Origin of the sequence: Pedobacter sp. Hv1 (assembly GCF_001412215.1) — a bacterium.
Classification (GTDB): Bacteria; Bacteroidota; Bacteroidia; order Sphingobacteriales; family Sphingobacteriaceae; genus Pedobacter.
Map to the genome: position 1 here is coordinate 332,356 of NZ_LLWP01000001.1, position 25,791 is coordinate 358,146.

The window sequence follows — 25,791 nt, forward strand, 5'->3', positions numbered from 1 at the left end:
ATATACAGAAAAAATATGTCGGATAGCGCTAAATTATACGGAATTGCGCCCCAATTGGTGGTGCCAGATGTAGTAAAAACTGCCAACTACTACAGAGATGTTCTAGGCTTTAACATTTTAGGATATTTTATGGACCCACCAGTATATGCCATGGTAGAAAGAGATGGTTTTCAGCTTCATTTTGGAAAAGCAGATATCGCCCACTTTAAAACAAATGCTGATTTTAGAAAAATAAATACCGATTTCATTATCTGGGTACCTGAAATAGATCAGTTTTTTGAAGAAGTAAAAGCCAAGAATGCAGAAATTATTGAAGGCATTGTTACCCGAATTTACGGTAGTAGAGAATTTGTAATTAAAGATTGTAATGGTTTTAGGATTACCGTTAGTGATTAGTTGATTTGCATTATCTTCAATCTTAAATTATTTACTATATTGATTAGATAAACCAAAAACGATTGTTATTTATACCATTTACCAATGGACAAAAACGAAGAAAAATTAAATCTGCTGCTGTTAAAAATAGAAAATCTCTTGCTCAGACAGCAAGATTTTGAAGCTGAAATCAATCGTTTAAAGGAAGACATCAAACAATTACGATCGCCAGGAATTGAAGCTACTCCCCTAGCGCAAAAAACAGTACCTCAGCCAGTTTTTCTACCAAAAAACACTCCTCCAAGTTTCGCCAAACCAGAACAGGTTAAGCCTTTTGCACAACCAAGCTTTACAGATAAATTTAAACGTGAAAATTTAGGCAAATCTGATTTTGAAAAGTTTATCGGCGAAAATCTGATCAACAAAATTGGTATTCTGATCTTGATCATTGGTGTAGCTATTGGGGCAAAATATGCCATAGAACATGAGATGATCAGTCCTTTAACCCGGATCATTTTAGGTTATGCTATTGGAGCAGGTTTAATGGCATTTGCCATTAGATTAAAGGCCAAATATGAGAGCTTTAGTGCAGTATTGTTAAGTGGCGCCATTGCCATACTCTATTTCATTACCTATGCTGCCTATACCTATTATGCGCTCATTCCGCAAGCCTTAACTTTTGGCTTAATGGTTGTTTTCACTTCGTTTACAGTTATTGCAGCAATTAAATATAACCAACAAGTTATTGCACATATTGGTTTGGTTGGAGCTTATGCCGTTCCCTTCTTATTGAGTGATGGCTCTGGTAAAGTGGTCATTTTATTTAGTTACATGGCCATTATCAATGCCGGAATATTGGTATTGGCTTTTAAAAAATACTGGAAATCGTTATTCTATGTCTCTTTTGCCCTAACCTGGATTATATTTTTAGCCTGGCGGGTACCATTGGCAGAAAATGCCGGGTATTTTAAAATTTCTATGTTGTTCTCAGGGTTGTTTTTCCTTACATTTTACCTTACCAATCTTGCTTATAAAGTCAATAAAAAAGAGCAGTTCCAAATTACAGACATCATTATTTTACTACTCAACTCTTTTATTTTCTATGGGGTTGGTTATTATGTGTTGCAACAAAACCCAAGGGGAGCTGAGCTTTTAGGTTTATTTACGCTTGGCAATGCCATTATCCATTTTATAGTTTGCTTAGTTATTTACAAACTAAAACTTGCAGACAAAAACCTATTCTATTTTATATTGGCTATGGTAATTACGTTTATCACCATGGCTGTTCCAGTTCAGTTAAGTGGAAATTGGGTAACCATATTCTGGGCTATAGAAGCATTTATTCTATTTTACTTGGGCAGAACAAAAAATATTGCCATATACGAAAAGCTTTCCTTCCCCTTAATTTTCTTAGCTTTTTTTAGCTTATTGCAAGATTGGGCCTTGGCCTCTAGCGAATTTAGTTACCTTAATGATTATACTCCAGTTCAATCTTTTTTCAATGTTGGTTTCTTAAGTTCTTGCCTTTGCATTGCTTCATTCTTGGGCATGTTTTTAATCAATAGACAAGTAAAAGACGAACAAGAAATCGTAAAAACTAGTGCAGTTAGACAAGCCTTAACTTATTGTATTCCTACCATTTTAATCATTACTGTTTATTATACATTTAGGATTGAGATTGCCAATATTTTTCAAAATGCTTTTGAAAGCACCAAAATCAACACTACACCTAGTTTAAAAGTTGGAAATTTTGCCTACAATTATAATTACCCATTATTTAAAACTACTTGGGTTTATATCTATACGCTTTTCTTTGCTGCTGGCCTAACCTATCTTAATCTTAAAAAAATAAAAAGCAAAGAATTGGCCGTAGCCAATTTGGTGATTAATGTACTGGTTATTCTGGCCTTTTTAACGCAAGGTCTTTACGATTTAAGTGAGTTACGTGAGGCTTACATTTCACAATCAGACAAATATTTTAGTAGTGGTATCCTCAACATTGGCATCAGATATATTGCAATTGCATTTTTTGCCCTGCTCATTTTGGTTTGTTACCAATTGAGTAAATCGGATATCTTTAAATTGAAATTCCGCACTGCATTCGATTACCTATTGTACATCGCTATTCTTTGGGTATTAAGTAGCGAATTATTACAATTGTTACAGCTTAATGGTTTAGAGAATGGCTATAAACTAGGCTTAAGCATATTATGGGGAGTATATTCTCTGTTTTTAATTAGCATGGGCTTGTGGAAGAACAAGAAATACCTTCGTATTGGTGCAATTGTTTTATTTGGCATTACTTTGATCAAATTGTGTTTTTACGACCTTTCATCTTTAGGCACTATTTCAAGAACCATTGTTTTCATTTCATTGGGTATCCTTTTACTAATTATCTCTTTCCTTTACAATAAATACAAACATTTAATTAACGACGATGTTAAAGCGAAAAATTAAACTTATTGCCTTATTGTTTTGCCTTACCTTAAGTGTAAAAGCACAGCTTAAACACTATCAATACCAACGAGAACTAAAAGGGATTACAAGCAATTGGCATAGTTTACCCTTACCTAATGCCATATTTAAAAATACACAACGCAACTTAAATGATTTAAGGATCTATGGAATAAAGGGCAAAGATACCATTGAGGTTCCCTATATCTTAGAGCAAAGTGCCGATCAAATTATCGAAAGCGAAACTTCCTTTAACATCATTAACCAAAGCAATAATGCACAGGGTTATTATTACACTTTTCAATCTACTACCGCCAATACACCCATTAACCAGATTAGGCTTTCTTTTGGGCAAAGAAATTTCGATTGGAAAGTAACATTAGAAGGTAGCAATAACAACAACGAGTGGTTTACTATTTTAAAAAACTACCGCATCTTATCTATCTTAAACAACAATACCGATTATCATTTTAGTCAATTAAATTTTCCAAATGCAAATTATGGCTATTTTAGAATTTTGGTGAAGGCCAACGAACAACCACAACTTAGAGCAGCCAAAATTCTAAAAACAGACACCTTACGTGGCATTGATACAGCAGTTGCTGTGCAAGCCTATCAGTTACACAATGACATTAAAAATAAACAGAGTGTAATTGAGGTAAGTTTGGTAAATCCTAGCCCCTTATCTCATCTCAAACTAAATGTAAAAAGCAATTTAGATTTTTACAGACCCATAAAAATCGAATCTGTAACCGATAGCTTCAAAACAGACAAAGGTATTCAATACAATTACCAAACGCTTTATCAAGGCACCATCAGTTCGTTAGAAAATACGGCATTTAACTTTAGCAATACCTTAACCTCTCGCCTAAGAATTACAATTGACAATAACGACAACAAACCGCTACAGCTAAACGGTATTGTACTAAAAGGCCCAATAAGTGAGTTGATTGCCCGATTTGAAAAAACGGATTATGAATATGCACTTTATTATGGAGATAAAAATGCAAGCGCTCCAAGTTACGAGCTCAAAAACTTCGAAAGCAAAATCCCTATTGGTATTACCGCTTTAACCATGGGCGATGAGCAGCAGAACACCACATCTATCACCAAAACAGAAAACCCATTATTCGAAAATAAAGCTTGGCTTTGGGGTTTAATGGTATTAATTATCTTTCTTTTAGGTTTCTTTGCTTTTAAAATGTTAAAAAACTAGGTTTTTATTTCAATTTATAATTTAACTCAACAACAAATGAAAAGTGTTTTCCAAACAGCAACAACAACTGAACTTATCCAAAGAATAAATAAGTTAACACCAACTACCGAGGCACTATGGGGCAAAATGAATGTTGCACAAATGCTTGCACATTGCTGTGTAACTTACGAAATGGCTTATGAGAATATCCACAAGGCACCAAATGCTTTTATTAAATTAATGCTTAGATTTTTCGCTAAAGATACCGTTGTTGGCGACAAGCCCTATAAAAAGAACGGGCCAACAGCCCCAGCTTTTATAATTACCGAAACAAAAGACTTTGAAAAAGAAAAAGCACGCTTGATCGCCTATATTGAAAAAACACAAGCACTTGGAGAAGCTTTTTTCGACAACAAGGAATCACTTTCTTTTGGCAAATTAAGTGTAGCACAATGGAACACCATGTTCTATAAACATTTAGACTACCATTTAAGCCAATTTGATGCTTAATGGCAATTCCTCAAAATAAGGCCGAACTTACAAAAGCAATTGTAAACAACTATGCGAAGTTGTTAGCAGAGCTAAAAACCATCCCTAGCGATTTAACTTCGGTTAGATCGCTAAACGGACATACCAAAAACACGCTAATGAATATCAAAGATCTAATTGCTTATTTAGTTGGCTGGGGGCAATTGGTATTAAAATGGAACCATAGAAAAGCAGATGGACAACATGTAGATTTTCCAGAAACTGGTTTCAAATGGAATGAGCTCGGATTACTGGCCCAACAGTTTTACAAAACGTATGAGCATGATAGTTTAGAAACCTTATTTGAAAAGTTAGACCAAACAGTAAACCAAATCTTATCACTTATTGCCAATAAAACTAATGAGGAATTATATGGGGTTACCTGGTATCAAAAATGGACGCTTGGTAGAATGATCCAGTTTAATACTTCATCACCTTATCAAAATGCGCTAAGTCGAATTAGAAAATGGAGAAAGCTAAACAGCTAAAATAATCGACTCAACACTATTCTTTTTCTTATCTTCAATTTATGAAAAGATTAACGATTTTACCATTGTTAATCATCCCGCTATTATTGTGTACCTCTTGGGGCTTTTTCGCTCATCGCCGCATCAATCAACTGGCCATTTTTACTTTGCCAGATGGCATGGTCAGTTTTTATAAACAAGCCAACAAATACATTACAGATCATGCTGTTGACCCAGATAAGCGCAGGTACATTGATACTTTAGAAGCACCTAGGCATTATTTAGATGTTGAAGACTATGAAAAGAATATCGATAGTATCCCTGAAAAATTTGAAGCCGCTTTAGCCAAATATGGCCAGAAAAAACTGAATGCAAGTGGCATTGTTCCTTGGCAGATCCAAAGAACTTACTACAGCTTGGTTAAGGCTTTTAAAATGCACGATTCTTTAAAAATATTAAAATATTCGGCAGAGTTAGGTCATTATATTGGCGATGCGCATGTTCCTTTGCATACTACTGTTAATCACAATGGCCAATTAACCAATCAGGTTGGGCTACATGCTTTTTGGGAGAGCAGAATACCAGAGCTATTTGCTGGTAATTATAATTTTTTGGTGGGTAAGGCTGTTTATTTAAACAATCCGTTAAAAGCCGCATGGAAAATTGTAAAACACTCGCATGGCTTATTAGATACCGTACTGAGATTTGAGGCGGAGTTGAATAGCTCATTTCCTTCAGATCAAAAGTATAGCTTCTCTGAGCGAAATAATACCGTAATGAAGCAATATTCATCGGCCTATGCCAAAGCTTATCAAGACAAAACGAAAGGCATGATTGAAAAACAAATGCGTTCGGCAATCTTAATGACTGGGAGTTTTTGGTTCTCTGCTTGGGTAGATGCCGGACAACCTGAATTAAAAAACCTCATTAAAACAGCACCTACACTTGAAGATAAGAAACAACAAGAATTGGAAAACAAAAAGTATAAAGAAGGAAGGATTATTGGACGAGAATTTTAAGCTTCTGTCTCTTTATCTGCTACTTTTTCTTTCTTCTTAAACAATGATTTTAAAGCAGCAAATATTACTGGTAAAAATGTACCTACAGCAATAACAACAACTAAAATTTCAAAATTTTGTTCAACAAAAGGAATTTTACCAAGCAGGTAACCCGCAAATAATAAACTGGTAATCCATGCTACCCCGCCAACAACGTTATAATAGGTAAACTTGCCAAAAGACATATTTGCCGCACCTGCAACAAAAGGGGCAACGGTTCTAAAAATGGGTAAAAAACGACTAAAAACAATAGCCTTTGCACCATGTTTCTCAAAATATTCGTGAGATTGGTGGTAATATTTCAATTTCAATATTTTATTGTTCTCTTTAAATACCCGAATACCAAAGTACTTTCCTAATCTATAGTTTAAGGTATTACCTAAAATAGCAGCTGCAATTAAAATAACCAACATAAACCAGATGTTTAAACCGGTTCCTTCGCCTGCAACAAGTGCTCCTACTGCAAATAGCATCGAATCGCCAGGTAAAAATGGAGTAACCACAAATCCTGTTTCAGCAAAAATGATGATAAATAGAATGAGGTAAGTCCAAGTCTTATAATTTTGCATAATTACCTCTAATGTATGCTTGGTATCAGTAAGTAACTGGAGTAGTAAATCGAAAATTTCCAAAGGTATATTTTTTAATTTTTACAAAAGTAGGCATATGCTTTTGTAAAGCCTACCTATTTTGGAAATTTGATGTTAATTATAGGTAATTTTATTTACGGTTAAATTTGCGTTAGATGTTCCACTGATCCAAATTGTATAAATCTTACCAGCTTCAAACTCACTACCATCTATCACCTTAACACCACCAGCACCTAAAACAGAAATACCTAAATTTACATTCGGTTCAATAGAAAAATCTAATGATGTTTCTTTAAAGCCCAATGCGTTAACCAACAATGTGCTTCCTGGCAAATTAATATTAATAGAATTAGTAAAACTGGGGCTTAAATTCATAAAACGCACTCTAGCTTTTCCTGCTTCAGTAGCCCCTAAATTATCTTCAAAAGCTAAAATATCGCCTTTACCAGCTTTATCTTCCACATAAAATGCAGTATAAGAAAAACTTGATACAAAATTGATTGTAGTAGATACATCTTGTACTCCGTTTGCATAAAAAGAGATACTTGTATTACCAGAAGCCACTTTTACATCATTGCTTTGCCCAAACGATAAAGATTGGCCGTTGATTTTATTGTTATCGAAGAAAAAATCTCCTTTGTTTTTGGCAGCATTCACTATTTTAACTTTTGCTTCTTTACCCATAATGGTCACTTTTGCGGGCACGTCCTTTTTACAGGAAACTAGACACATTGAAGCAATAACAGCAAAAAATAGGACACCAAAAAACTGCCTTTTTGAGATAAGTAGCGTTGATTTCATAGTTTTAGGTTAGTATTTGGTTGATACAACAATGGCTCGGTCAAAAACCAAGCCATTACCTTATATTTTAACTAAAAATTTAATATTTAGTAACTATTGTTTAACATTACTGGCATTACCAACATTAAAACATCTTCATTTTCATCATTCGTTTGTGGAATTAACAAACCTGCACGGTTAGGTGTCGACAATTCTAAAGTTACTTCCTCGCCACTTAAATTGCCTAGCATTTCAATTAAGAAACGAGCATTAAAGCCAATTTCTAAGTCTTCACCTTCATATTGGCAGCTTAAACGTTCGTGTGCTTCATTTGCAAAATCTAAATCTTCTGAAGAGATGTTCAACTCACTTCCATTAATTTTCAATCGCACTTGATGTGTAGTTTTATTAGCAAAAATAACTACCCTACGTAAAGTGTTTAAAAACAATGCTCTATCTATTACCAACTTGTTAGGATTGTTTGCCGGAATTACCGCTTCGTAATCTGGGTAGCGCTCATCAATTAAACGACAAACCAAATTGATGTTATCAAACTTGAAAAAAGCACTGGTTGCATTGTAATCAACAGAAACATTAACATCTGTACTTGGCAAAGCTGCTTTTAACAATGTCAATGCTTTTTTAGGTAGGATAAATGACGAAGCTTTGTCTGCTTTACTATCCATTCTGCGGTAACGCACCAATTTATGTGCATCTGTAGCTACAAAAGTAATGTGTTGAGGAGAAAGTTGGCAATAAACACCTGTCATTGCTGGTCTTAACTCGTCGTTGCTAACTGCAAAAATGGTTTTGGTAATTGCTTCTGTTAAAACTGAAGCAGGCAAGTTTACAGACGAAGCATTTTCTACTACAGGGATTTTAGGAAAATCATCACCATTCTCTCCGCTCAATTTATATTTACCATCGCCCGCACTAATTTCAATAGAGAAAGTATTATCGTCAATATTGAAAGAAATTGGCTGATCTGGCAACGTTTTTAAAGTATCTAATAGTATTCTAGATGGAACAGCCACCTTACCCTCTTCTTTAGACTCAACTGGTAAAGAAGTAGTCATACTCGTTTGAAGATCTGTTGCAGAAATGGTTAGGTTCCCTTCTTTGATCTCGAACAAGAAATTTTCTAATATAGGCAAAACAGTACTGCTGCTAGAAGCACCATTAACTGTTTGTAAATGTTTTAATAGCGTTGAAGTTGATACTATAAATCTCATAGTTTGTGTTGTATAATCTCAAAAATATAAAAATTACTTCGCATACTTATGCTTGCGGTAATAATGTTGAAAAATTGCGAAACATATTAACAATAAAAGTGGCACAATTGAATTTATAAGCTGCCATTTTGCTTTTTCTGTTCGCAAGCGGACCTTATCTAATAACCTCACTTTAATTTCTTTGTTGCGCAGGGCGATCAGGTTGTCATCGTCTGTAAAATAATCGGCAATGTTTAACAATAACGCTTTATTTCCGAAATTCTGTTGGGTGTAGCGATCAAAACCTAAAGGAAAAGGAGAATGATCTGTTTTATTAACCTGATTGGTAAAAATATCCCCATCGCCAATTACCACCATTTTTGTAGGTTTGCTCTGCGCAGGCACGGTATAGTTTTCTGTGATACCTGCAGGTACTGGACGATCTAAAAATACCGATCTAAAACTTCCCTCTAATAAAACGCCTGCAGTTTTAGCTGTGCTTGTATACTCTTTCTGATCAGGCTGTTGTGCTGCCATCTGTATAGAAAGCATTTTAGGGGTTTCAAAAACCTTATTGTAAGGAGAACTTTGAAGGATGATTTTTTTGCTCACATTGGCTACGCCAATGGTATCAACGGTACTTGTAAATTGGCTACGGATACCATCTAAATTCTTAACGATGTTGCTATTGGTATCTGGAATAAGGATTGGGTAATATAACCATGGAGCCATGTCTATTTGCGTCTGTTGGCCTGGCGCACCAGTAGCTAAAGGAATCATGGCACAGTTGAGATCGGTAATCAAGTTATAATTGATACGGGCACCATACTCAAATAGCATATCATCAATATTCAGTTTATTGTTATATGCCATTACCTGCCCCCTATTTTGCAAACTATCCAACTCTGCGTTTACCTGATCTATAGACCAAACCAATCTACCCCCTTTCATTACAAAATAGTTGAGCTTGTACTTTTCTAATTCTGTAAATGGTTTGGTAGGTTTTACAATTACCAATACATTTAAACTATCTAATGCTTCTTTATTGACCACTGAAAGATCAACCCTGCCTACCAAATATTGTTGCGAAAGGCTATTGATGGCATCATATAAATATAAATTTGAAGCTTCTCCGTGCCCTTCGGTAAAACCAATAATGGGGCTACTTCCTTTGAGCAATCTTTTTAAAGCTGTAGTAAAAGTATATTCAAGGTTTTTAATAGAGCTGTTGATATTTTCTTCGTAGTCTGTTGCAGCGCCTCCTGCTTTTTGTAATAAATTGATGGCGGTCTTTTTATCATCATAGGTAATCAATGCCATCGGAAAAATGAGCTTTTGCGTAAGCCCCGCATCATTTTTAATATTTACAGCAACTGGTTTAATCCCTGCTTTTGCAAGCTCATCAATTAAGGCTTCTTGCTCATTGGCTGGTACATTTTTTAAAGGATCTTCAAAAACAATCTTGATGTTCGCATTTGAATAGGCTTTGTAATCGTTCAATAAGTCTTTGGTGGCATTGCGCAACCGTTTAAATGCTGCAGGTATTTCTCCATCTAAAAATACCGTTATGGTAATATCTTTAGTTGTTTTTTGTAGCGTAGCCTTTGTTTTTTGGTGTAAGGTGTATCGCTTTTCTTTGGTAAAATCGAAGCGGGTATAAAAATATTGTCCAATTACATTTAACAATACCAACAAGAATACAAAAATGAATATTTTGAGGTATTTAGGCTGTTGTTTTACCATTTCCTACCTCCTATAGCCAATTTGGTTAAACCTAAAAAGAGCAGTACAAAAGAAATAAAATAGATGAGATCTCGGGTATCGAGCACTCCCCTGCTAATGGATTGATAATGTTCGTTAATACCTAAATTAACCAAAACAGTACCTAGATATTGTAATTCGAAAACTTTACTGATAGAGTCGAAGCCGCTATACGTGAAAAAGCACAAAAAAACAGCAACAGCAAAGGCAATAACCTGGTTTTTTGTAATGGATGAGGCAAATATGCCAATCGCTGTAAAAGCTTTCCCTAATAAAAACAGTCCTAAATAAGAGCCTATTACTGCTCCAGTATCTATATTCCCTTTAGGATAGCCTAATTCATATATGCTATAATAATAAACCAATGTTGGAATTAAGGCAAAAAACAACAACACCACACAGGCAAAATACTTAGCCAAGATGATCTGCAGATCGCTCAATGGCCGAGTTGCCAAAAGTACATAGGTACCTTCTCTGCGTTCTTCTGCAAATGAGCGCATGGTAATTGCCGGAATTAAAAACATAAATAGAAATGGCGCCAGGTTAAAAAAACTACTGAGTTCGGCATAACCATAATCTAGAATAGAAGTATCGGGAAAAAACCACAACAATAAAGCGCAGGCCAACAAAAATATACCAATGGTGATATAGGCCATTAGCGAGTTTAAGAAACTAAATAATTCTCTTTTAAAAACTGCGTACATTCATTTAAATTGTGTTGCCGAAGTTATACAATATCTGCTAAAACAAAAAAGTCCCGACAAAATAGTCGAGACTTTTTAATTATATTTTTTTAAAGCCTAAAGCCCAAAAGCATAAGCTAAACGTATTCCAGCAAAAGAATAATTATCTATAAGGGTAACACCCTCTTGTTCACGGTACATAGACCAGCCTTCGTAGCGGATCCCTACATCTACACTTGATTTAGGAGAAACTGAAAATGTTTTACCAACAGTACCAGAAAAGGCAAATGACGAGTTTCTATTGTCTTTTAAGCTCAACCCAATTCCTGCATCAGCTCCAGCGTAAACCGGGCCAAAATAATATTTAGCACCTAATTTAATTGGATAATAAACATCATTTTTTAAATCGGTAAAAAGTGCTTTTACTTCTTTTTTATAAGAAAGCATGGTAAAACCAACAGATGCTGTTAAGTTTAATTTTTTAGCAATATTGTATTCGCCCATTACAGAACCACCATAACCAATGTTATAAGAATCTGCTGCTAGCCCGAAAGGATAAATAAAATCAGGGCCGATACTTATTTTATGAACAGGGCCTTCTGTTTGCGCATTTGCCGCTAGACCTAACCCAACAACAATTGCAAATGAGAGTAATAATTTTTTCATGTGTTTGATTTACGTTTAAATAGTTGATATGATAATCTTGTATAGGTTTATTTTCTATAAAGATGCATCTTTATTTTATTCTAAAAAGAATTTTTTAGTTATTGACAAGAGCTTTCTTATAACGCAAACGTAAAAGTGACACTTAACGCTACAATTGAAGCGGCACTTCTTTTGGTTCAGATTTCGTAATGGAAGCCAAAATTCAGTTACACGTTGCTCCTTAACAAAAAAGCTTCCAGAATAATCCAGAAGCTTCTATCTATAAATATCATCAAATGCTTATAATCCAAAAGCAAAAGCTGCCCTTAAACCAAAAAATGAAGTAGCGCCATTGTTAGACCAAGTTTCGTAACGTAAACCAAAATCTAAGCTAGATTTATCCGCAATAGAAAAGGATGCTCCAAAACCTGGAGCAAAAGCAAATGTTGTACCTCCACCATTTCCAGTTTTAAAAGCCACACCAATTTCTCCGGCTCCATAAAAATTACTCGCAAAATAGTATTTCCCCCCTGCTTTTACCGGAACATAATCAATGGAAGAAGAAGCCCTTTTCAGTGTTGAAAAAACACGAGTATAACCTGCAGAAACCGTTAAATTAAGTGATTGAGCTATTGGTTGTTCAAACTGTAATGATGCACCTGCCATTAAAAAATCGCTAAACTTTCCGCTAGTTGGCAAAGCTCCTTCAGCACCAATACTTATTTTTTTAACGCTTCCTTCTGTTTGTGCATTTGCTACCAAACCTAGGCCAGCTAGTAAGGTTAATGCTAATAGTAGTTTTTTCATGTGTTTAAATAGCTGTTTAATTAGAAAGGGCAATATATACATCTATTATCTTCAAACGTGTGACTTAGTTTTAACTTTATGTAAACAAAAAAAGCTTTCAATTGAAAGCTTTTTAACTATAAGTATCTTAATAACTATAAACCAAATACATAACCCAACCTTACCCCAATAAAACTAAAGGTTGTGGTTTTATTACTGTTTACTACGCTAGAGCTTGTCCAGCCTTCATACCTTAAACCAATATCAATTTTATTTTCCGAACCTCTGGTTTTAATATAGGTACCAATACCCGGCGACCATGCAAAAGCTGTTTTTACGCCTTGGTTTAAAGGAATGGCTGCGCCCAATTGTCCTTCTAGATAAAAATTTTCAGTAGTGTAATATTTGAGTCCTGCTTTTACTGGTGCATAAGCCCGAGATGGACTCTTGGCTCCGAAAAATCTCTTTCCAAAGAAATTACTAATGCTGCCACTAGCGGTTAATGAGAATTTACTAGACAAACCTAATTCTGCTTTTAAATAACCTCCCAAACCTATTGCACTGGCATTAGAAGAGTTGCCCGATGGGAAGCTAATCTCTCCACCTAAACCAATATTGGATTGTTGCGCATTTACAGCAGTAAATATTGAGCTAACAAACAAAAAAGCAATTAAAGTCTTAAATTTCATTCGGCTAAATTAAAGTCAATTTTTTAAAAATCTCTTCTAACGATTGTGAAGCATGTGTTTTTTTCAACTCTGCTAGCGATGCATTGGCAACCAGTTTACCTTTGTTAATGATAATTACATCGTCGCAAATGGCTTCCACTTCCTGCATAATGTGTGTAGAAAGGATTACCGTTTTATCTTGTCCAAGATTTTTGATCAAGGCCCTGATATCAGTCAACTGATTTGGATCTAAACCTGAAGTTGGCTCATCTAATATCAGTACCTGAGGTTGGTGGATAATGGCCTGTGCCAAACCAATACGTTGTTTATAACCTTTAGACAACATTCCTATTTTTTTATGCTGTTCTGGTGTTAAGCCAACCTGTTTAATCACTTCTTCTACCCTATGTGCTAGATTTTCTATTTGATAGGTTTGCGCAACAAAACTCAAAAACTCGCGAACATACATATCAAGGTACAATGGCGTATTTTCTGGCAAATAACCTATTGCTCTTTTAACGGCCAATTCATCAGTCAAAATACTTTTTCCACAAATTTCGGCATCGCCAGAGCTAGGTACAAGGTAACCGGTAAGCATTTTCATGGTGGTAGATTTACCTGCTCCGTTTGGACCAAGAAAACCTAATATCCGACCTGGTTTTGCCTCAAAGCTAATGCCTCCAACTGCTTTTTGTTGACCAAAGTTTTTTGCTAATTCTTTTACCTTAATACTCAATTTACTTCACTGTTAGGTTGGCAAATTTAAGTTTTTTATTGGTTCTATAACTATCAAATTGTGCACCTGCCAATACCAGCTCGTCTGTAGAGATGATATCCGCTCCGTTGCCTAACAATTGTTCGTAAACTTTTTGGTTCGGATTGGCAATGGCACTTTTGTCTAAGTTGCCCATTGTACCTAAAATACAGGTAATGCCTTTGCTATGTAAATATTCGTAAACTGCTTTATCTGGTGCTGCTGTACCTACAAAAGCTACAATCCTATCGTTTGGTACTCCCATCTGATTTAAACGTTCAATATCAGCAATGCTTCTTGCAGAAGCAGAAATCATAAGGTCTGGTGCTAATTTATGTACCTCTGCAGCCTGATTGGCATTATAGGTAATGATGATCGAATTATTTTCTGCTTTGGTTCTACGTACAGCTGCTACAATTTTGGCATAAGGTACCCCACGTTTAATATCAATGGTAAACAACACTTTATTTTTGCCCCATGTTAAAACCTGATCTAGCGTTGGGATTTTAAAAGCCGTTACTTTTCCATCATTGTCTTTAAGTGTCAATTTTTGCAATTCTGCATAAGTGTAACTGCCAATAGTGCCCGTACCAGTACTTGTTCTATCTAACTTATCATCGTGCATAATTACCAAGGCAGAATCTTTACTTAAAGCCACATCAAATTCAATAATTACGGGCTGGTGGGTGGTTGCATTTTCGAAAGTTTCGATCGCATTTTCCGGAAAACCAGCCATAGGGCCACCACGGTGTGCACTGATTAATGGAAAACCAGTTGTTTTACGATTTAAAAAGCTTCTCAACTCATCCGCATTGCGAAAAGAGATATAATGATGTTTTGCAGGTGCAATAAAAGAAAGGCACAGTACACAAACTGCGACAACCAATAAGTTAAATTGTTTCATGCCCAAAAATAAGTGAATTGTTTTAATGTTTAGATTGTGCCACTGTTAAATTCTGATAAAGGACTTGTAACATAGGTGTGGTTTGGGGGTAGAAAGTTGTACGTTATAAGTTGTACGTTATAAGTTGTAAGTTAAAGGTTGAAAGTTAAAGGTTGAAAGTTGTACGTTATAAGTTGTAAGTAAGTTTTGTTCATAAATTGTGAGGATTGTTAAATACATTCACAAAATTGGGATATTTTACTAATGAACTAATAAACGTTATGTCTTTATACTTTCTACTAACTACTTTATACTATTGAACCTATTCCCTATTTACAATTTACTATTCCCTACCTGAACTGATTAACTACCCTGTCTTTCTACTAACTACTTTATACCATTGAACCTATTCCCCATTTCCTATTCTCTATTCCCTATATGAACCAATGAACTTCCTGATTTCGGACTTTCTTACTTTCTTACTTATTACTATCTTTGGCTCATTATGGCTAAAACAAACGACGAACAATTTAAGAATGTAATCTCTCATGCTAAGGAATATGGTTTTGTATTTCAAAGCAGCGAAATATATGATGGTTTAAGTGCTGTTTATGATTATGGACAATTAGGTGCCGAACTAAAAAACAACATTAAAACCTACTGGTGGAAAGCAATGGTGCAAATGCACGAAAACATTGTAGGTATCGACTCTGCCATTTTCATGCACCCTAAGGTATGGAAAGCCAGCGGACATGTAGATGGTTTTAATGATCCGATGATTGACAATAAGGATTCGAAAAAACGTTACCGTGCCGATCAATTATTAGAGGATAAGATTGCTCGTTACGAAAAAGATGGCAAAACAGATAAAGCAGCTAAATTACAGGCTGACATGGATGCCGCTTTAACTGCTGAAGATTTGCCTCGTTTAAAGGTTTTAATTGAAGAGCATGAAATTGCCTGCCCAGTTAGTGGCACTAAAAACTGGACCGATGTGCGTCAGTTCAACTTAATGTTCAGTACTCAATTTGGTGCAATGGCCGAAGGTAGTGATGAAGTTTATCTTCGCCCGGAAACTGCACAAGGTATTTTCGTTAACTTTTTAAATGTGCAAAAATCTGGAAGAATGAAAATTCCTTTCGGGATTGCACAAATTGGCAAGGCCTTTAGAAATGAAGTAATTGCCCGTCAGTTTATCATGCGTATGCGTGAATTTGAGCAAATGGAAATGCAATTCTTTGTGCGCCCAGGCGAAGACAAAAAATGGTTTGCTTACTGGAAAGAAGCTCGTTTAAAATGGCACCAAGCATTAGGAACATCGCCTGAAAAATATCGTTTTCACGATCACGTTAAATTAGCACACTATGCCAATGCTGCTACTGATATTGAGTTTGAATTCCCATTCGGATTTAAAGAAGTAGAAGGTATCCATAGCCGTACAGATTTCGATTTAACGCAACACCAAGAGTTTTCTGGTAAAAAAATGCAGTATTTCGACAATGATCTTGACGAAAATGGTAAACCTTATGGCAATTATGTACCTTATGTAATTGAAACTTCAATTGGTTTAGACCGCATGTTCTTGTTAACCATGATCAATGCTTTTGAGGAGCAAGATTTAAGTACAGCAGAAAAACAAGATAGTCGTACCTTGTTACGTTTGCACCCTGCATTAGCTCCAATTAAAGTAGCAATTTTCCCTCTGACCAAAAAAGATGGTCTACCAGAAAAAGCTCGTGAAATTATGGATAGCCTGAAATTCGATTTCAACTGTATCTATGAAGAAAAAGATGCTATTGGTAAACGTTACCGCCGTCAGGATGCGATTGGTACTCCTTTCTGTTTAACTATTGATCACCAAAGTTTGGAAGACAATACCGTTACCATCCGCCACCGCGATACCATGGAACAACAACGTATTGAGATTAAAGAACTGCATTCAATTATTGAAGGTAAAGTAAGCTGGAGAAATCTATTGGCTTAATTTTAAAAATATGTTTAAAGCCAATTCTTTTCAGAATTGGCTTTTTTGTTGCTCGAGTTAGTCGGATTGGGTTGGTCGAGATTTGAAATCTCGACTATGCTAATCGTGGATTGTAAATCCACCAAATCATACAGTCTGGATTTTAAATCCAGACTAACATTAGCTTTTTTGGAAATTATCTAATGCTTCGGGTGTTCTCGCAATAATTCCTTTATCTCTCGTTATCAGAATAGGCCTTTGAATCAAGATCGGATTTTCATGCATCGCTACAATCCATTCTTCATCTGTTAAGTCCTTTCCTTTAAACTGTGCTATGTATACTTTTTCGTTGGTCCTGATCAATTCATGAGGTTTGCATTTTAGTTTTGCTACAATGGTTTTCAGGTCTTCAATAGTAGGTACATCTGCCAAATATTCTACAACTTCGTAGGTTTTTCCGCTCTGCTTTAATACTTCTAAAGCATTACAACTTTTGCTACAGCTTTGATTGTGGTAAATGGTAATTAGCTCAGTTTTTCCCATACCAATCGTGGTGATCTATTCTTGTAATTTCTGGTTTGCCTATTTCTGTTAATAATCTGCGTGCGCCAACTAAGGTCGTGCTTTGACCAGCATCGTAATTAGCCGCACTTGGCACTAAACTGTTAATTTTCACCATCCCAGCAGACTGGATAAATTCGCCATTGCCCATGTAAATTGCCGTATGCGATACTTTACCCCCATTTACTCCTCTCCTTTTTGCAGCAGAGAAAAACAAAAGATCGCCCGGCTGTAAATTCTTTAAGCATTTGGCCACACTGATTGAATCATGCTCTAAAACATCAACAACATCGCCTACCAAGGCCTGTTGCGAAGCATCTCTAGGAATTACAATCCCATTTAAAAAGTAGGCTGTTTTGGTAAAACCACTACAATCTACCCCTTTAATAGATGTACCACCCCATAAATAAGGAACGCCCAACAAAGTTTGTGCTGTTGCCAAAATAGCATTGGCACTAGGGTTTGGTCTTTTTACCCATTGCTGGTAAGGGCTTGTTTGTGCTTTGGGCAAATAGGCCGTTCTTCCATCGGGGTAAGCTACCTTTAAAAAGTCTTTCTCTTGCCCTAACAACTGTAGGATATTTCCATTTACCAGATCAGAAACTCTTTTGCTATTGAGATCTGGTGTAGTAAAACCATGCCCATAATCGCTCGTAAATATAACCTTTTCTGCCTTTTGCCAAGTTTCGTATTGTTTTTGGTCCATCAATTTAATAGCACCACTATCGGTCCATGCCAGATAACCATCAGGTGTTTGTACCAGATAAAATCCACCTTGTTTTTTCAATACCCTTAATGGTGTTCCCAATAACATTTGGGTCATTAGCTCTGCGCCATGTTGTGGATTTGCCCTATTGTTACAAACTGAAAGATTAGCCACTCCATAATCAAAACCATTTAAAGATTTAGCAGGCAATAAAACTGCACTAAATTTTATCTTTTCAGATGGAGGTTTTACCAGTTCAAACTCTTTTAATGCCAGTTGCGAGGTGCTTTCTAATTTTACAGAATCTCCTTTAATCTGCAGATTGAAATAGATAGCCCTTTTATCAGGAGCATATTTTTTCTGTATTTCTATAGCTTTGGTCCGATATGCTGCTGTATCCAATTGTGCATGCACTACAAACCAACAGGTACTTAAAACAAATCCTAAAAAGAATTTTTTCATTTGCCATTTAAATTAAAGAACTAAGTTACATAAACTTGATTCTTTATGCCGATTTATTAGGTAATTTAATATTTACAAACCTCATTTAAACGAAGATTTACCACTGTTTTTTCAAACAATTTTTAATTTGAAATGTTATATTAGCTATATCATTTCCATCAATAAATTATATGAGCTCTATGCTAAAAAAATTACAACTACCTTTTTGGACAATTGCTTTACCTATTTTAGCTTGGATTGCTTATTTCAGTCCAATAAGTGGATTGGTTACCACCTACATTTTAATTTTAACGGCCTTATTAATTGGTAGTGTTTTAGCAGCAGTACACCATGCCGAAGTTGTTGCCCATAAAGTTGGGGAGCCTTATGGAACCTTGTTACTAGCCTTAGCCATTACTACAATAGAAGTGGCGCTCATTGTATCGCTCATGTTAACCGGCGGACCAGAAACAACGGCATTGGCAAGAGATACGGTTTTAGCTGCTGTAATGATCATTTTAACAGGAATGATTGGCATATGTTTACTTGTTGGTGGTGCAAAATACAAACAACAAGAATTTAGTTTAAGTGGTGTAAGTGTGGCCTTGGTAGCCCTAAGCGCAATTATTGTCCTTACCCTTATTCTTCCAAACTATACTACGAGTAGGCCCGGACCATTTTACAGTCCAATTCAATTGGGTTTTGTAGCCATCATCTCTTTGATTATTTATGGTGCCTTTGTATTAACCCAAACAGTTAGACATCGTGATTTTTTTCTTCCACCCGGAGAAGATGGCAATGAAGATGCGCATGCAGAACCACCCACCAAAAAAACAGCTTTATTAAGTGGTTTTTTACTTTTGGTTTGTTTAGGTATTGTGGTATTATTGGCCAAAGCTTTGGCTCCAGATATTGAAAGTGCAGTAATTGATGCAGGTGCCCCAAAATCTTTGGTGGGTGTAATTATTGCTGCCGTGGTGCTTTTACCCGAAGGTTTAGCCGCTTATAGAGCAGCGAAAAAAAACAGGCTGCAAACCAGTTTAAATCTGGCATTGGGTTCTGCATTGGCCAGTATCGGATTAACCATACCCGCAGTAGCTGGTGTTGCCATTTTTACCGGAATGACCATTACCTTGGGTATTGACATGAAAGCGACTGTACTTTTACTCCTTTCTTTATTTACCATTATGTTATCGTTAGCTACAGGCAAAACCAATATGTTACAGGGAGTAGTGTTGCTGGTTATTTTTGCTACTTATTTATTTACTACTATCGCTCCTTAAACCTAATTAAAACTACTAAATTTTTTAAACCCATTCTCATTAGTTAAATTGCCGGCTTTTAGCAAAAAAATGAGCCAGCATAATAAAAGAGAACAATCCATTTACGTAGCATTAGTCTATCGTTTTCTGACCCTATTGTTCTTATATGCGCTTTGCAGGTTGGGTTTTTACCTATTCAACCGATCATTGTTTAGTCATATTGGTTTTTCAGAGCTATTGTACATCTTTTTGGGTGGCATTAAGTTTGATATCGTTGCGCTGCTGTACCTCAATTCCCTGTACATTATTTTACAGGCCATACCCTTTCCCTTTAGGTATGGCAAGGGCTACCAATCTTTTTGTAAATGGTTATTCCTCATTACCAATAGTATTGGGTTTTTAGCCAACTTCATCGACTTTGTTTATTACAAATACACTTTAAAACACACTACGGCAAGTGTTTTTTCACAATTTGGCAATGAACAGAACAAGCTCAAACTCTTTTTTGATTTCTTGGCAGATTACTGGTACCTCTTGGTGTTGTTTGTTATTTTCACCTATGTATTTATCAAACTCTACAATGTTATCCGGATCAAAAAGGCGCCCCGATTTAATTGGAAAATCTATTTGGGCCATACATTGATTTTAGTTTTAATTATGGGGCTTTGCGTAGTGGGCATGCGTGGTGGCTGGCGACACAGCACCAGACCCATTACCATGAGCAATGCTGGTGATTTTGTAAAATCTCCTGGCGACATGAGTTTGGTCTTAAACACGCCTTTCACCATCATGAAAACGCTAAAGGCAGCCAATCTCAAACCCATTAATTATTACAATGAAAAAACCTTAGATAGTTTATACAACCCTACCCATCAACCAGCAAACACGGCTCCTTTCAAAAAGCTGAACGTGGTATTTTTAATTATCGAAAGTTTAGGAAAGGAACATGTTGGCGCCTTAAATAAAGATGTATTAAATGGCACCTACAAAGGCTACACCCCTTTTATTGATAGTTTGGTAGCCAATAGCTTCACCTCTAATCGCACTTATGCTAACGGGCGAAAATCGATTGATGCCCTACCTTCTATCATTTCGGGCATTCCTTCCATTCGCGAGCCTTTTGTGCTGTCTAGCTACTCTGGCAACAAAACCACTAGTATAGCCAAATTATTGGGAGATGAAGGGTATGAAACTGCATTTTTCCATGGTGCTCCCAATGGTTCAATGGGCTTTTCTGCCTATACCAATCTGGCTGGCATTAAAAAATATTATGGCAAAACCGAGTACAATAACGATGCAGATTTTGATGGCATTTGGGGCATTTGGGATGAGCCTTTTATGCAGTACATGGCCAAAACCATCAATACATTTAAACAGCCCTTTTTCTCTGCCTTTTTCTCTGTTTCTTCCCATCATCCTTTTAAAGTACCCGAAAAATACATAGGCAAATTCCCTAAGGGACCGCTGCCTGTGCAAGAACCCATGGGTTATACAGATATGTCTATCCGAAAATTCTTTGCCACCGCCTCAAAAATGCCATGGTATAAAAACACTTTGTTTGTTTTAGTGGCCGATCATGCTACCGTGTCTTACCTGCCCGAATATCAAACCACACCAGGTTCTTTTTCTATTCCTATTCTATTTTATTACCCAGGTGGAGAATTGAAAGGAAGAACTGATAAATTGATCCAACAGATGGATATTATGCCAACTGTTTTAAACTACCTCAATTATCCTAAGCCTTATTTTGCTTTTGGTTTTGATGCATTGAACCCTACAAATACTAATTTTGTTGTCAACAACAATGATGGTAGCTTTAGTTTTTATTTAGGTGATTATCTCTTGATCAACGATGGACAAAAATCTACAGCCCTATTCGATCTTAAAACAGACAGATTGACCAAAAATAACATTATTGACAAATTGCCCGAAGTGCAGCAAAATATGGAACAACACTTAAAAGCCTTTATCCAACAATACAATAACAGAATGATCAAGGATAAGTTAACGGTTGGCAATTGATAGTTCTAGCGAACAAACAGGCAAATATTAAATAATAGAATATAACAGACCAACTTATACCTCAATGCGCAAAGCGATATTAGCACTTATAGATTTTTTTCATCCGCCATTTAAGAAATACATTTCTTTGCACAACTTTAGGTATTTGGTAACCGGAGGAACCACATTTGTACTTGGCAACGTTGTCTATTACTTAGCTTTCTATCACCTTTTTAAAACCGAAGAAGTAGATCTTTTATTTTTTACGCTAAAAAGAGGTATCGCGGCTTATGTAGTAGATTTTGCCATCGTTATTCCATTGAGCTTCCTCATTAACAGGTATATTGTATTTACCCATAGCGAAGTTCGAGGTAGAGTACAATTGTTTAGATTCATGAACTTACAGTTCATCAATATTTTGCTCAACATCTTTTTGTATAAATTCTTTGCCGATGTATTACAGGTTTATCCAACAGTAGCAAGGTTTGTAGTTGGTTTTCTAATTGCAGGTTTTAGCTACCTGTACCAGCACTATTTTACCTTCAGTGTAAAAAAGCTAAGTAAAAAGAAATAGCTTAAATACTTCTTATTTCATTCTATTAGAAAAGCAAAGACAGCCGCTTTTTTTAAGGCCAGTCCCGTCTTTCGCTTTACTTCGCCTCGTTCCTCGTCTTCGTGCCCGCTACAACCGGGTTTATCAAACCAAAAACTGTGCAAAATAAAGCGCTTGACTAAAGAAGATAAGATATTTCTGATGCAAGCAAAAGAACTGAAAACCCAAGCAAGTAGGTATCATCTAAACTATGATTCTCATCATTTTAGCGTAAAAGGGCATTCTTTTTTTGGATTACTAGCCCGAACAAGCTATTTTAGCCAATATCAATACCCACATGAACAATGAGCGATTTTAACAATCAACAAGTAGCTAAACTCCCTAAACATTTAAGGCAGTTTATAGTTGAACAACATTACGAGAAATATACTCCAATAGATCAAGCTGTTTGGAGATATGTAATGCGTCAGAATTATAGCTATTTAAAACATGTGGCCTATTATCCTTACATTAAAGGTTTACAAAGAGCAGGTTTGAGTATTGAATATATTCCCGACCTGCAAACCATGAATGATAACCTTGGTAAAATTGGCTGGGGTGCAGTTACTGTTGATGGATTTATTCCTCCAGCTGCCTTTATGGAGTACCAAGCTTATAGAGTTTTGGTTATTGCGGCAGATATTCGTCAGATTAATCATATTGAATATACGCCTGCCCCAGATATTATCCACGAAAGTGCTGGCCATGCCCCAATTATTGCAGACACAGACTACAACAACTACTTGAGCTATTTTGGCTCAATTGGTGCAAAGGCCATGTTCTCTAGCAAGGATTTTGAATTGTATGAAGCAATACGCAAGCTTTCTATTTTAAAAGAAGCAGTAGATGGTGATGAAGAAGAAATTGCACAAGCAGAAAAAACGCTACGCCATATTGCCGATAACATGGGCGAACCATCTGAAATGGCACTACTAGGCCGTTTACACTGGTGGACAGTTGAATACGGACTAATCGGAACTTTAGAGAATCCAAAAATTTATGGTGCAGGCCTACTTTCTTCCATTGGCGAGAGTGCAACCTGTATGAACCCCGATGTTAAAAAAATCTGGTACAATATAGACACCATCAATTACCAATACGACATTACCAAACCACAGCCACAACTGTTTGTAACACCAACCTTTCAAAATCTGATTGATGTGTTAGAAGCATTCGCCGATACGATGGCGTTTAGACGTGGTGGTGCAGAGAGTATTTTGAAAGCCATTGAATGTAAAAATCCGAGTACGGCAGTATACAGCTCTGGCTTACAGTTAACAGGAATTTTTACTGATGTTGGCTTAAACCAGGCAGACGAATTGACCTTTATTAAAACTACTGGTCCTTCGGCATTGGCCTTTGCTGGCAAACAATTAAATGGTCACGGAAAAGATTACCATGCCGATGGTTTTTCATCGCCAGTTGGCAAATTAAAAGGAATAGCCAAAGCATTAGAAGATCATAGTTTAACTGAACTGGAGCAGATCGGTATTGCAGAAGGGCAAGAAGCCAATTTAACTTTTGAGAGTGGCATTGACGTAGTGGGTATAGTTAAAGAGATTTTAATTGAGAATGGTAAATTGATTTTAATTGCTTTTGAAGACTGTACGGTTAAAGAAAGTAATGGAAACATTTTATTCAAACCAGAATGGGGAACTTACGACATGGCCATTGGCGAAAAGATTGTTTCTGTATTTAATGGTGCCGCAGATAAAGACCAATATGAAGAAATTGTTTTTGTAAGCAAAGAACAAACTCATAAAGTAACTTACGATGAGGCTACCCAAAAGCTACATATATTGTACAAAAAGGTGCGCTCTGTAAGAGAAAACCAAACTGGTTATGAAGAGCTGGAAACGATTTTTAATGAGCTCAAAACTGCCCATCGTGCAGATTGGCTTTGTGCTTTAGAGATCTTAGAGATTGTTTTCCATAAAAATTTGGATACCGATTTTGAAAAAGAACTTCGTATCTACCTAGAGATGAAGGCCGCAGCAGAACCAGACCATGCCAAGCTGATTAACGATGGTTTACATGTAATTGCCAACCCAGTAACACAATTGATCACAGAAGAAGACTAATAAGAGTACAAAGTAGTTAGTATAAAGTACAAAGACGTAATGAAGCCATTTACACTTTCTATTAACACAATTGATCACAGAAGAAGACTAATAAGAGTAAAAAGTAGTTAGTATAAAGTACAAAGACGCTATGAAGCTCTTCTATCTAAATACTAACTATCACATACTAACTACTATAAAAAATGAACGTAATTATCACAGGCGCAAGTAGCGGAATAGGTTTTGAAACTGCTTTAGAATTTGCTTTAGACAGTAAGAATAAAGTTTTATGCATTGCTCGTTCGGCAGATAAACTGAGAAAACTACATGAAATTGCAAAAAGTATCAATCCAGATTGCACTTTATTACCTGTTGCTTTTGACCTGGTAAATGATGATTATACCGCCTTAGTTCCCTTTATTAAGGAGCGATTAGGTTCGGTAGATATATTGATCAATAATGCTGGAAGCCTGATTAACAAACCCTTTGCAGAAACCACAGAAACAGACCTGGCCGAAATGTTAGAACACAATGTGATGAGCCATTTCAAAATGATTCGGTATACCCTACCATTTATACCAAAAGGTGGCCACATTGTAAATATTGGTAGCATGGGCGGTTTTCAGGGTAGCGTTAAATTTGCAGGCTTAGCTGCTTATTCGGCCAGTAAAGCGGCTCTACATACTTTAAGCGAATGTTTAGCTTTTGAATTGGCCGAAACAGGTATTAAAGTAAACTGTTTGGCTTTAGGCTCTGCACAAACAGAAATGCTAGAAGCTGCTTTTCCAGGTTACGAAAGTCCGGTAATGGCTTTTGAAATGGGCAAATATGTAGCCGACTTCGCTCGCACTGGACATAAATTTTTCAATGGAAAAGTATTACCAGTAGCCGTAACTACCCCATAATTAGGATATTACATTTATATTCTGTAATTTGTTTAATCAAGTAACCACTTGAACTAAATTAAAATTAACTAATTATGGAAACAAACAACAACTTCACCACGCCAGACAATGGCAAAACGGCAAGCATCATTAGCTATTTTACAATAATTGGATGGCTCATTGCTTATTTTGCGATGCATAAAGACAATAAAACCGAGCTAGGCAGCTATCAGTTAAGACAAACTTTATTATTTGCCATTGTATCTACGGTATTGGGTTGGGGATTAAACTTTATTCTAGGTATACTTTTCTTGGCCGGTGGTTTGGGTCTAATGCTTTATGTAATGTGGGCAATTCAGCTTGTACTTTTCATCATATGGATCATCGGTTTAATTGGCGCCATTAATGGCGAGAAAAAACCAATCCCATTAATTGGTGAAAAAGCACAAACCATGTTTCCAACTATTTAGCAATAATTAGGTT

At 36.1% G+C, this 25,791-nt stretch carries 25 protein-coding genes; 13 read left to right on the forward strand and 12 right to left on the reverse strand.

Going from position 1 to position 25,791, the window contains the following annotated elements; genetic code table 11:
• Window positions 1–15: 15 nt before the first annotated feature.
• From AQF98_RS01650 to AQF98_RS01675, 6 genes are all read left to right on the forward strand, one after another.
• Complete coding sequence (locus AQF98_RS01650) at window positions 16–396, forward strand: glyoxalase/bleomycin resistance/extradiol dioxygenase family protein (protein WP_055130177.1); 381 nt, start codon at window positions 16–18, stop codon at window positions 394–396.
• An 84-nt stretch (window positions 397–480) separates the two neighbouring features.
• Window positions 481–2,832 (forward strand): DUF2339 domain-containing protein, encoded by a 2,352-nt coding sequence (locus tag AQF98_RS01655; protein WP_055130178.1) that lies wholly within the window; start codon window positions 481–483, stop codon window positions 2,830–2,832.
• Entirely contained in the window at window positions 2,813–4,045 is a 1,233-nt protein-coding gene (locus AQF98_RS01660; RefSeq protein WP_055130179.1) for a DUF3999 family protein, read from the forward strand. The genes AQF98_RS01655 and AQF98_RS01660 overlap by 20 nt, the downstream gene beginning before the upstream one ends.
• A gap of 36 nt (window positions 4,046–4,081) precedes the next feature.
• A complete protein-coding gene (locus AQF98_RS01665; RefSeq protein ID WP_055130180.1) occupies window positions 4,082–4,534 on the forward strand; it encodes a DUF1569 domain-containing protein in 453 nt (150 codons plus the stop codon).
• On the forward strand, window positions 4,534–5,040 hold the full coding sequence (locus AQF98_RS01670; RefSeq protein ID WP_055130181.1) for a ClbS/DfsB family four-helix bundle protein: 507 nt from the start codon (window positions 4,534–4,536) through the stop codon (window positions 5,038–5,040). The genes AQF98_RS01665 and AQF98_RS01670 overlap by 1 nt, the downstream gene beginning before the upstream one ends.
• Window positions 5,041–5,081: 41 nt before the next feature.
• Window positions 5,082–6,038, forward strand: a complete 957-nt coding sequence (locus AQF98_RS01675) for a zinc dependent phospholipase C family protein (RefSeq protein WP_055130182.1) — start codon at window positions 5,082–5,084, stop codon at window positions 6,036–6,038.
• On the opposite strand, the gene AQF98_RS01680 is transcribed toward AQF98_RS01675, so the two are convergent.
• The 10 genes from AQF98_RS01680 to AQF98_RS01725 all read right to left on the reverse strand — a co-directional run bounded on the left by AQF98_RS01680 (window position 6,035) and on the right by AQF98_RS01725 (window position 14,859).
• The gene (locus AQF98_RS01680) at window positions 6,035–6,709 is read right to left on the reverse strand and encodes a VTT domain-containing protein (protein WP_055130183.1); all 675 of its coding nucleotides are present in this window, start codon (window positions 6,707–6,709) and stop codon (window positions 6,035–6,037) included. The two genes, AQF98_RS01675 and AQF98_RS01680, sit on opposite strands and share 4 nt — an antisense overlap.
• A gap of 72 nt (window positions 6,710–6,781) precedes the next feature.
• Window positions 6,782–7,468, reverse strand: coding sequence for a DUF4397 domain-containing protein (locus AQF98_RS01685; protein WP_082434868.1), 687 nt, complete (start codon window positions 7,466–7,468; stop codon window positions 6,782–6,784).
• Between the two features lie 86 nt (window positions 7,469–7,554).
• Entirely contained in the window at window positions 7,555–8,679 is a 1,125-nt protein-coding gene (gene dnaN, locus AQF98_RS01690) for a DNA polymerase III subunit beta (protein WP_055130185.1), read from the reverse strand.
• A gap of 33 nt (window positions 8,680–8,712) precedes the next feature.
• Entirely contained in the window at window positions 8,713–10,401 is a 1,689-nt protein-coding gene (gldG, locus tag AQF98_RS01695) for a gliding motility-associated ABC transporter substrate-binding protein GldG (RefSeq protein ID WP_055130186.1), read from the reverse strand.
• Window positions 10,395–11,123 (reverse strand): gliding motility-associated ABC transporter permease subunit GldF, encoded by a 729-nt coding sequence (gene gldF / locus AQF98_RS01700; protein WP_055130187.1) that lies wholly within the window; start codon window positions 11,121–11,123, stop codon window positions 10,395–10,397. Before gldF ends, gldG begins: the two co-directional genes overlap by 7 nt.
• A 96-nt stretch (window positions 11,124–11,219) precedes the next feature.
• Entirely contained in the window at window positions 11,220–11,768 is a 549-nt protein-coding gene (locus tag AQF98_RS01705) for an outer membrane beta-barrel protein (RefSeq protein WP_055130188.1), read from the reverse strand.
• Between the two features lie 279 nt (window positions 11,769–12,047).
• The gene (locus AQF98_RS01710; protein ID WP_055130189.1) at window positions 12,048–12,554 is read right to left on the reverse strand and encodes a hypothetical protein; all 507 of its coding nucleotides are present in this window, start codon (window positions 12,552–12,554) and stop codon (window positions 12,048–12,050) included.
• 134 nt (window positions 12,555–12,688) lie between these two features.
• Complete coding sequence (locus AQF98_RS01715) at window positions 12,689–13,222, reverse strand: hypothetical protein (protein WP_055130190.1); 534 nt, start codon at window positions 13,220–13,222, stop codon at window positions 12,689–12,691.
• A 4-nt stretch (window positions 13,223–13,226) separates the two neighbouring features.
• Window positions 13,227–13,937 carry an ATP-binding cassette domain-containing protein gene (locus AQF98_RS01720; RefSeq protein WP_055130191.1) on the reverse strand — a complete coding sequence of 237 codons (711 nt, stop codon included), beginning with the start codon at window positions 13,935–13,937 and terminating at the stop codon, window positions 13,227–13,229.
• Window position 13,938: 1 nt separating this feature from the next.
• Window positions 13,939–14,859, reverse strand: coding sequence for a glycerophosphodiester phosphodiesterase family protein (locus AQF98_RS01725; RefSeq protein WP_055130192.1), 921 nt, complete (start codon window positions 14,857–14,859; stop codon window positions 13,939–13,941).
• 484 nt (window positions 14,860–15,343) lie between these two features.
• Here AQF98_RS01725 and AQF98_RS01730 point away from each other — a divergent pair, with 484 nt between their 5' ends.
• A complete protein-coding gene (locus tag AQF98_RS01730) occupies window positions 15,344–16,822 on the forward strand; it encodes a glycine--tRNA ligase (protein WP_055130193.1) in 1,479 nt (492 codons plus the stop codon).
• A gap of 159 nt (window positions 16,823–16,981) precedes the next feature.
• On the opposite strand, the gene AQF98_RS01735 is transcribed toward AQF98_RS01730, so the two are convergent.
• Complete coding sequence (locus tag AQF98_RS01735) at window positions 16,982–17,344, reverse strand: arsenate reductase family protein (RefSeq protein ID WP_055130194.1); 363 nt, start codon at window positions 17,342–17,344, stop codon at window positions 16,982–16,984.
• On the reverse strand, window positions 17,331–18,530 hold the full coding sequence (locus AQF98_RS01740; RefSeq protein WP_055130195.1) for an NlpC/P60 family protein: 1,200 nt from the start codon (window positions 18,528–18,530) through the stop codon (window positions 17,331–17,333). The genes AQF98_RS01735 and AQF98_RS01740 overlap by 14 nt, the downstream gene beginning before the upstream one ends.
• 179 nt (window positions 18,531–18,709) lie before the next feature.
• Here AQF98_RS01740 and AQF98_RS01745 point away from each other — a divergent pair, with 179 nt between their 5' ends.
• From AQF98_RS01745 to AQF98_RS01770, 6 genes are all read left to right on the forward strand, one after another.
• Window positions 18,710–19,792 (forward strand): calcium:proton antiporter, encoded by a 1,083-nt coding sequence (locus AQF98_RS01745; protein WP_055130686.1) that lies wholly within the window; start codon window positions 18,710–18,712, stop codon window positions 19,790–19,792.
• Window positions 19,793–19,861: 69 nt separating this feature from the next.
• The gene (locus AQF98_RS01750; RefSeq protein WP_055130196.1) at window positions 19,862–21,793 is read left to right on the forward strand and encodes an LTA synthase family protein; all 1,932 of its coding nucleotides are present in this window, start codon (window positions 19,862–19,864) and stop codon (window positions 21,791–21,793) included.
• 64 nt (window positions 21,794–21,857) lie between these two features.
• A complete protein-coding gene (locus AQF98_RS01755; RefSeq protein WP_055130197.1) occupies window positions 21,858–22,346 on the forward strand; it encodes a GtrA family protein in 489 nt (162 codons plus the stop codon).
• 323 nt (window positions 22,347–22,669) lie between these two features.
• On the forward strand, window positions 22,670–24,445 hold the full coding sequence (locus AQF98_RS01760; protein ID WP_055130198.1) for an aromatic amino acid hydroxylase: 1,776 nt from the start codon (window positions 22,670–22,672) through the stop codon (window positions 24,443–24,445).
• Window positions 24,446–24,627: 182 nt separating this feature from the next.
• The gene (locus AQF98_RS01765; protein ID WP_055130199.1) at window positions 24,628–25,329 is read left to right on the forward strand and encodes an SDR family oxidoreductase; all 702 of its coding nucleotides are present in this window, start codon (window positions 24,628–24,630) and stop codon (window positions 25,327–25,329) included.
• Window positions 25,330–25,403: 74 nt separating this feature from the next.
• Complete coding sequence (locus tag AQF98_RS01770) at window positions 25,404–25,778, forward strand: hypothetical protein (protein WP_055130200.1); 375 nt, start codon at window positions 25,404–25,406, stop codon at window positions 25,776–25,778.
• The last annotated feature ends 13 nt before the right edge of the window (window positions 25,779–25,791 follow it).

Coding starts and splice junctions, on each gene's coding strand:
- AQF98_RS01650 (WP_055130177.1), top strand. CDS start 16: ATGTCGGATAGCGCTAAATTATACGGAATTGCGCCCCAATTGGTGGTG.
- AQF98_RS01655 (WP_055130178.1), top strand. CDS start 481: ATGGACAAAAACGAAGAAAAATTAAATCTGCTGCTGTTAAAAATAGAA.
- AQF98_RS01660 (WP_055130179.1), top strand. CDS start 2,813: ATGTTAAAGCGAAAAATTAAACTTATTGCCTTATTGTTTTGCCTTACC.
- AQF98_RS01665 (WP_055130180.1), top strand. CDS start 4,082: ATGAAAAGTGTTTTCCAAACAGCAACAACAACTGAACTTATCCAAAGA.
- AQF98_RS01670 (WP_055130181.1), top strand. CDS start 4,534: ATGGCAATTCCTCAAAATAAGGCCGAACTTACAAAAGCAATTGTAAAC.
- AQF98_RS01675 (WP_055130182.1), top strand. CDS start 5,082: ATGAAAAGATTAACGATTTTACCATTGTTAATCATCCCGCTATTATTG.
- AQF98_RS01685 (WP_082434868.1), bottom strand. CDS start 7,468: ATGAAATCAACGCTACTTATCTCAAAAAGGCAGTTTTTTGGTGTCCTA.
- dnaN (WP_055130185.1), bottom strand. CDS start 8,679: ATGAGATTTATAGTATCAACTTCAACGCTATTAAAACATTTACAAACA.
- gldG (WP_055130186.1), bottom strand. CDS start 10,401: ATGGTAAAACAACAGCCTAAATACCTCAAAATATTCATTTTTGTATTC.
- gldF (WP_055130187.1), bottom strand. CDS start 11,123: ATGTACGCAGTTTTTAAAAGAGAATTATTTAGTTTCTTAAACTCGCTA.
- AQF98_RS01705 (WP_055130188.1), bottom strand. CDS start 11,768: ATGAAAAAATTATTACTCTCATTTGCAATTGTTGTTGGGTTAGGTCTA.
- AQF98_RS01710 (WP_055130189.1), bottom strand. CDS start 12,554: ATGAAAAAACTACTATTAGCATTAACCTTACTAGCTGGCCTAGGTTTG.
- AQF98_RS01715 (WP_055130190.1), bottom strand. CDS start 13,222: ATGAAATTTAAGACTTTAATTGCTTTTTTGTTTGTTAGCTCAATATTT.
- AQF98_RS01725 (WP_055130192.1), bottom strand. CDS start 14,859: ATGAAACAATTTAACTTATTGGTTGTCGCAGTTTGTGTACTGTGCCTT.
- AQF98_RS01730 (WP_055130193.1), top strand. CDS start 15,344: ATGGCTAAAACAAACGACGAACAATTTAAGAATGTAATCTCTCATGCT.
- AQF98_RS01735 (WP_055130194.1), bottom strand. CDS start 17,344: ATGGGAAAAACTGAGCTAATTACCATTTACCACAATCAAAGCTGTAGC.
- AQF98_RS01740 (WP_055130195.1), bottom strand. CDS start 18,530: ATGAAAAAATTCTTTTTAGGATTTGTTTTAAGTACCTGTTGGTTTGTA.
- AQF98_RS01745 (WP_055130686.1), top strand. CDS start 18,710: ATGCTAAAAAAATTACAACTACCTTTTTGGACAATTGCTTTACCTATT.
- AQF98_RS01750 (WP_055130196.1), top strand. CDS start 19,862: ATGAGCCAGCATAATAAAAGAGAACAATCCATTTACGTAGCATTAGTC.
- AQF98_RS01755 (WP_055130197.1), top strand. CDS start 21,858: ATGCGCAAAGCGATATTAGCACTTATAGATTTTTTTCATCCGCCATTT.
- AQF98_RS01760 (WP_055130198.1), top strand. CDS start 22,670: ATGAGCGATTTTAACAATCAACAAGTAGCTAAACTCCCTAAACATTTA.
- AQF98_RS01765 (WP_055130199.1), top strand. CDS start 24,628: ATGAACGTAATTATCACAGGCGCAAGTAGCGGAATAGGTTTTGAAACT.
- AQF98_RS01770 (WP_055130200.1), top strand. CDS start 25,404: ATGGAAACAAACAACAACTTCACCACGCCAGACAATGGCAAAACGGCA.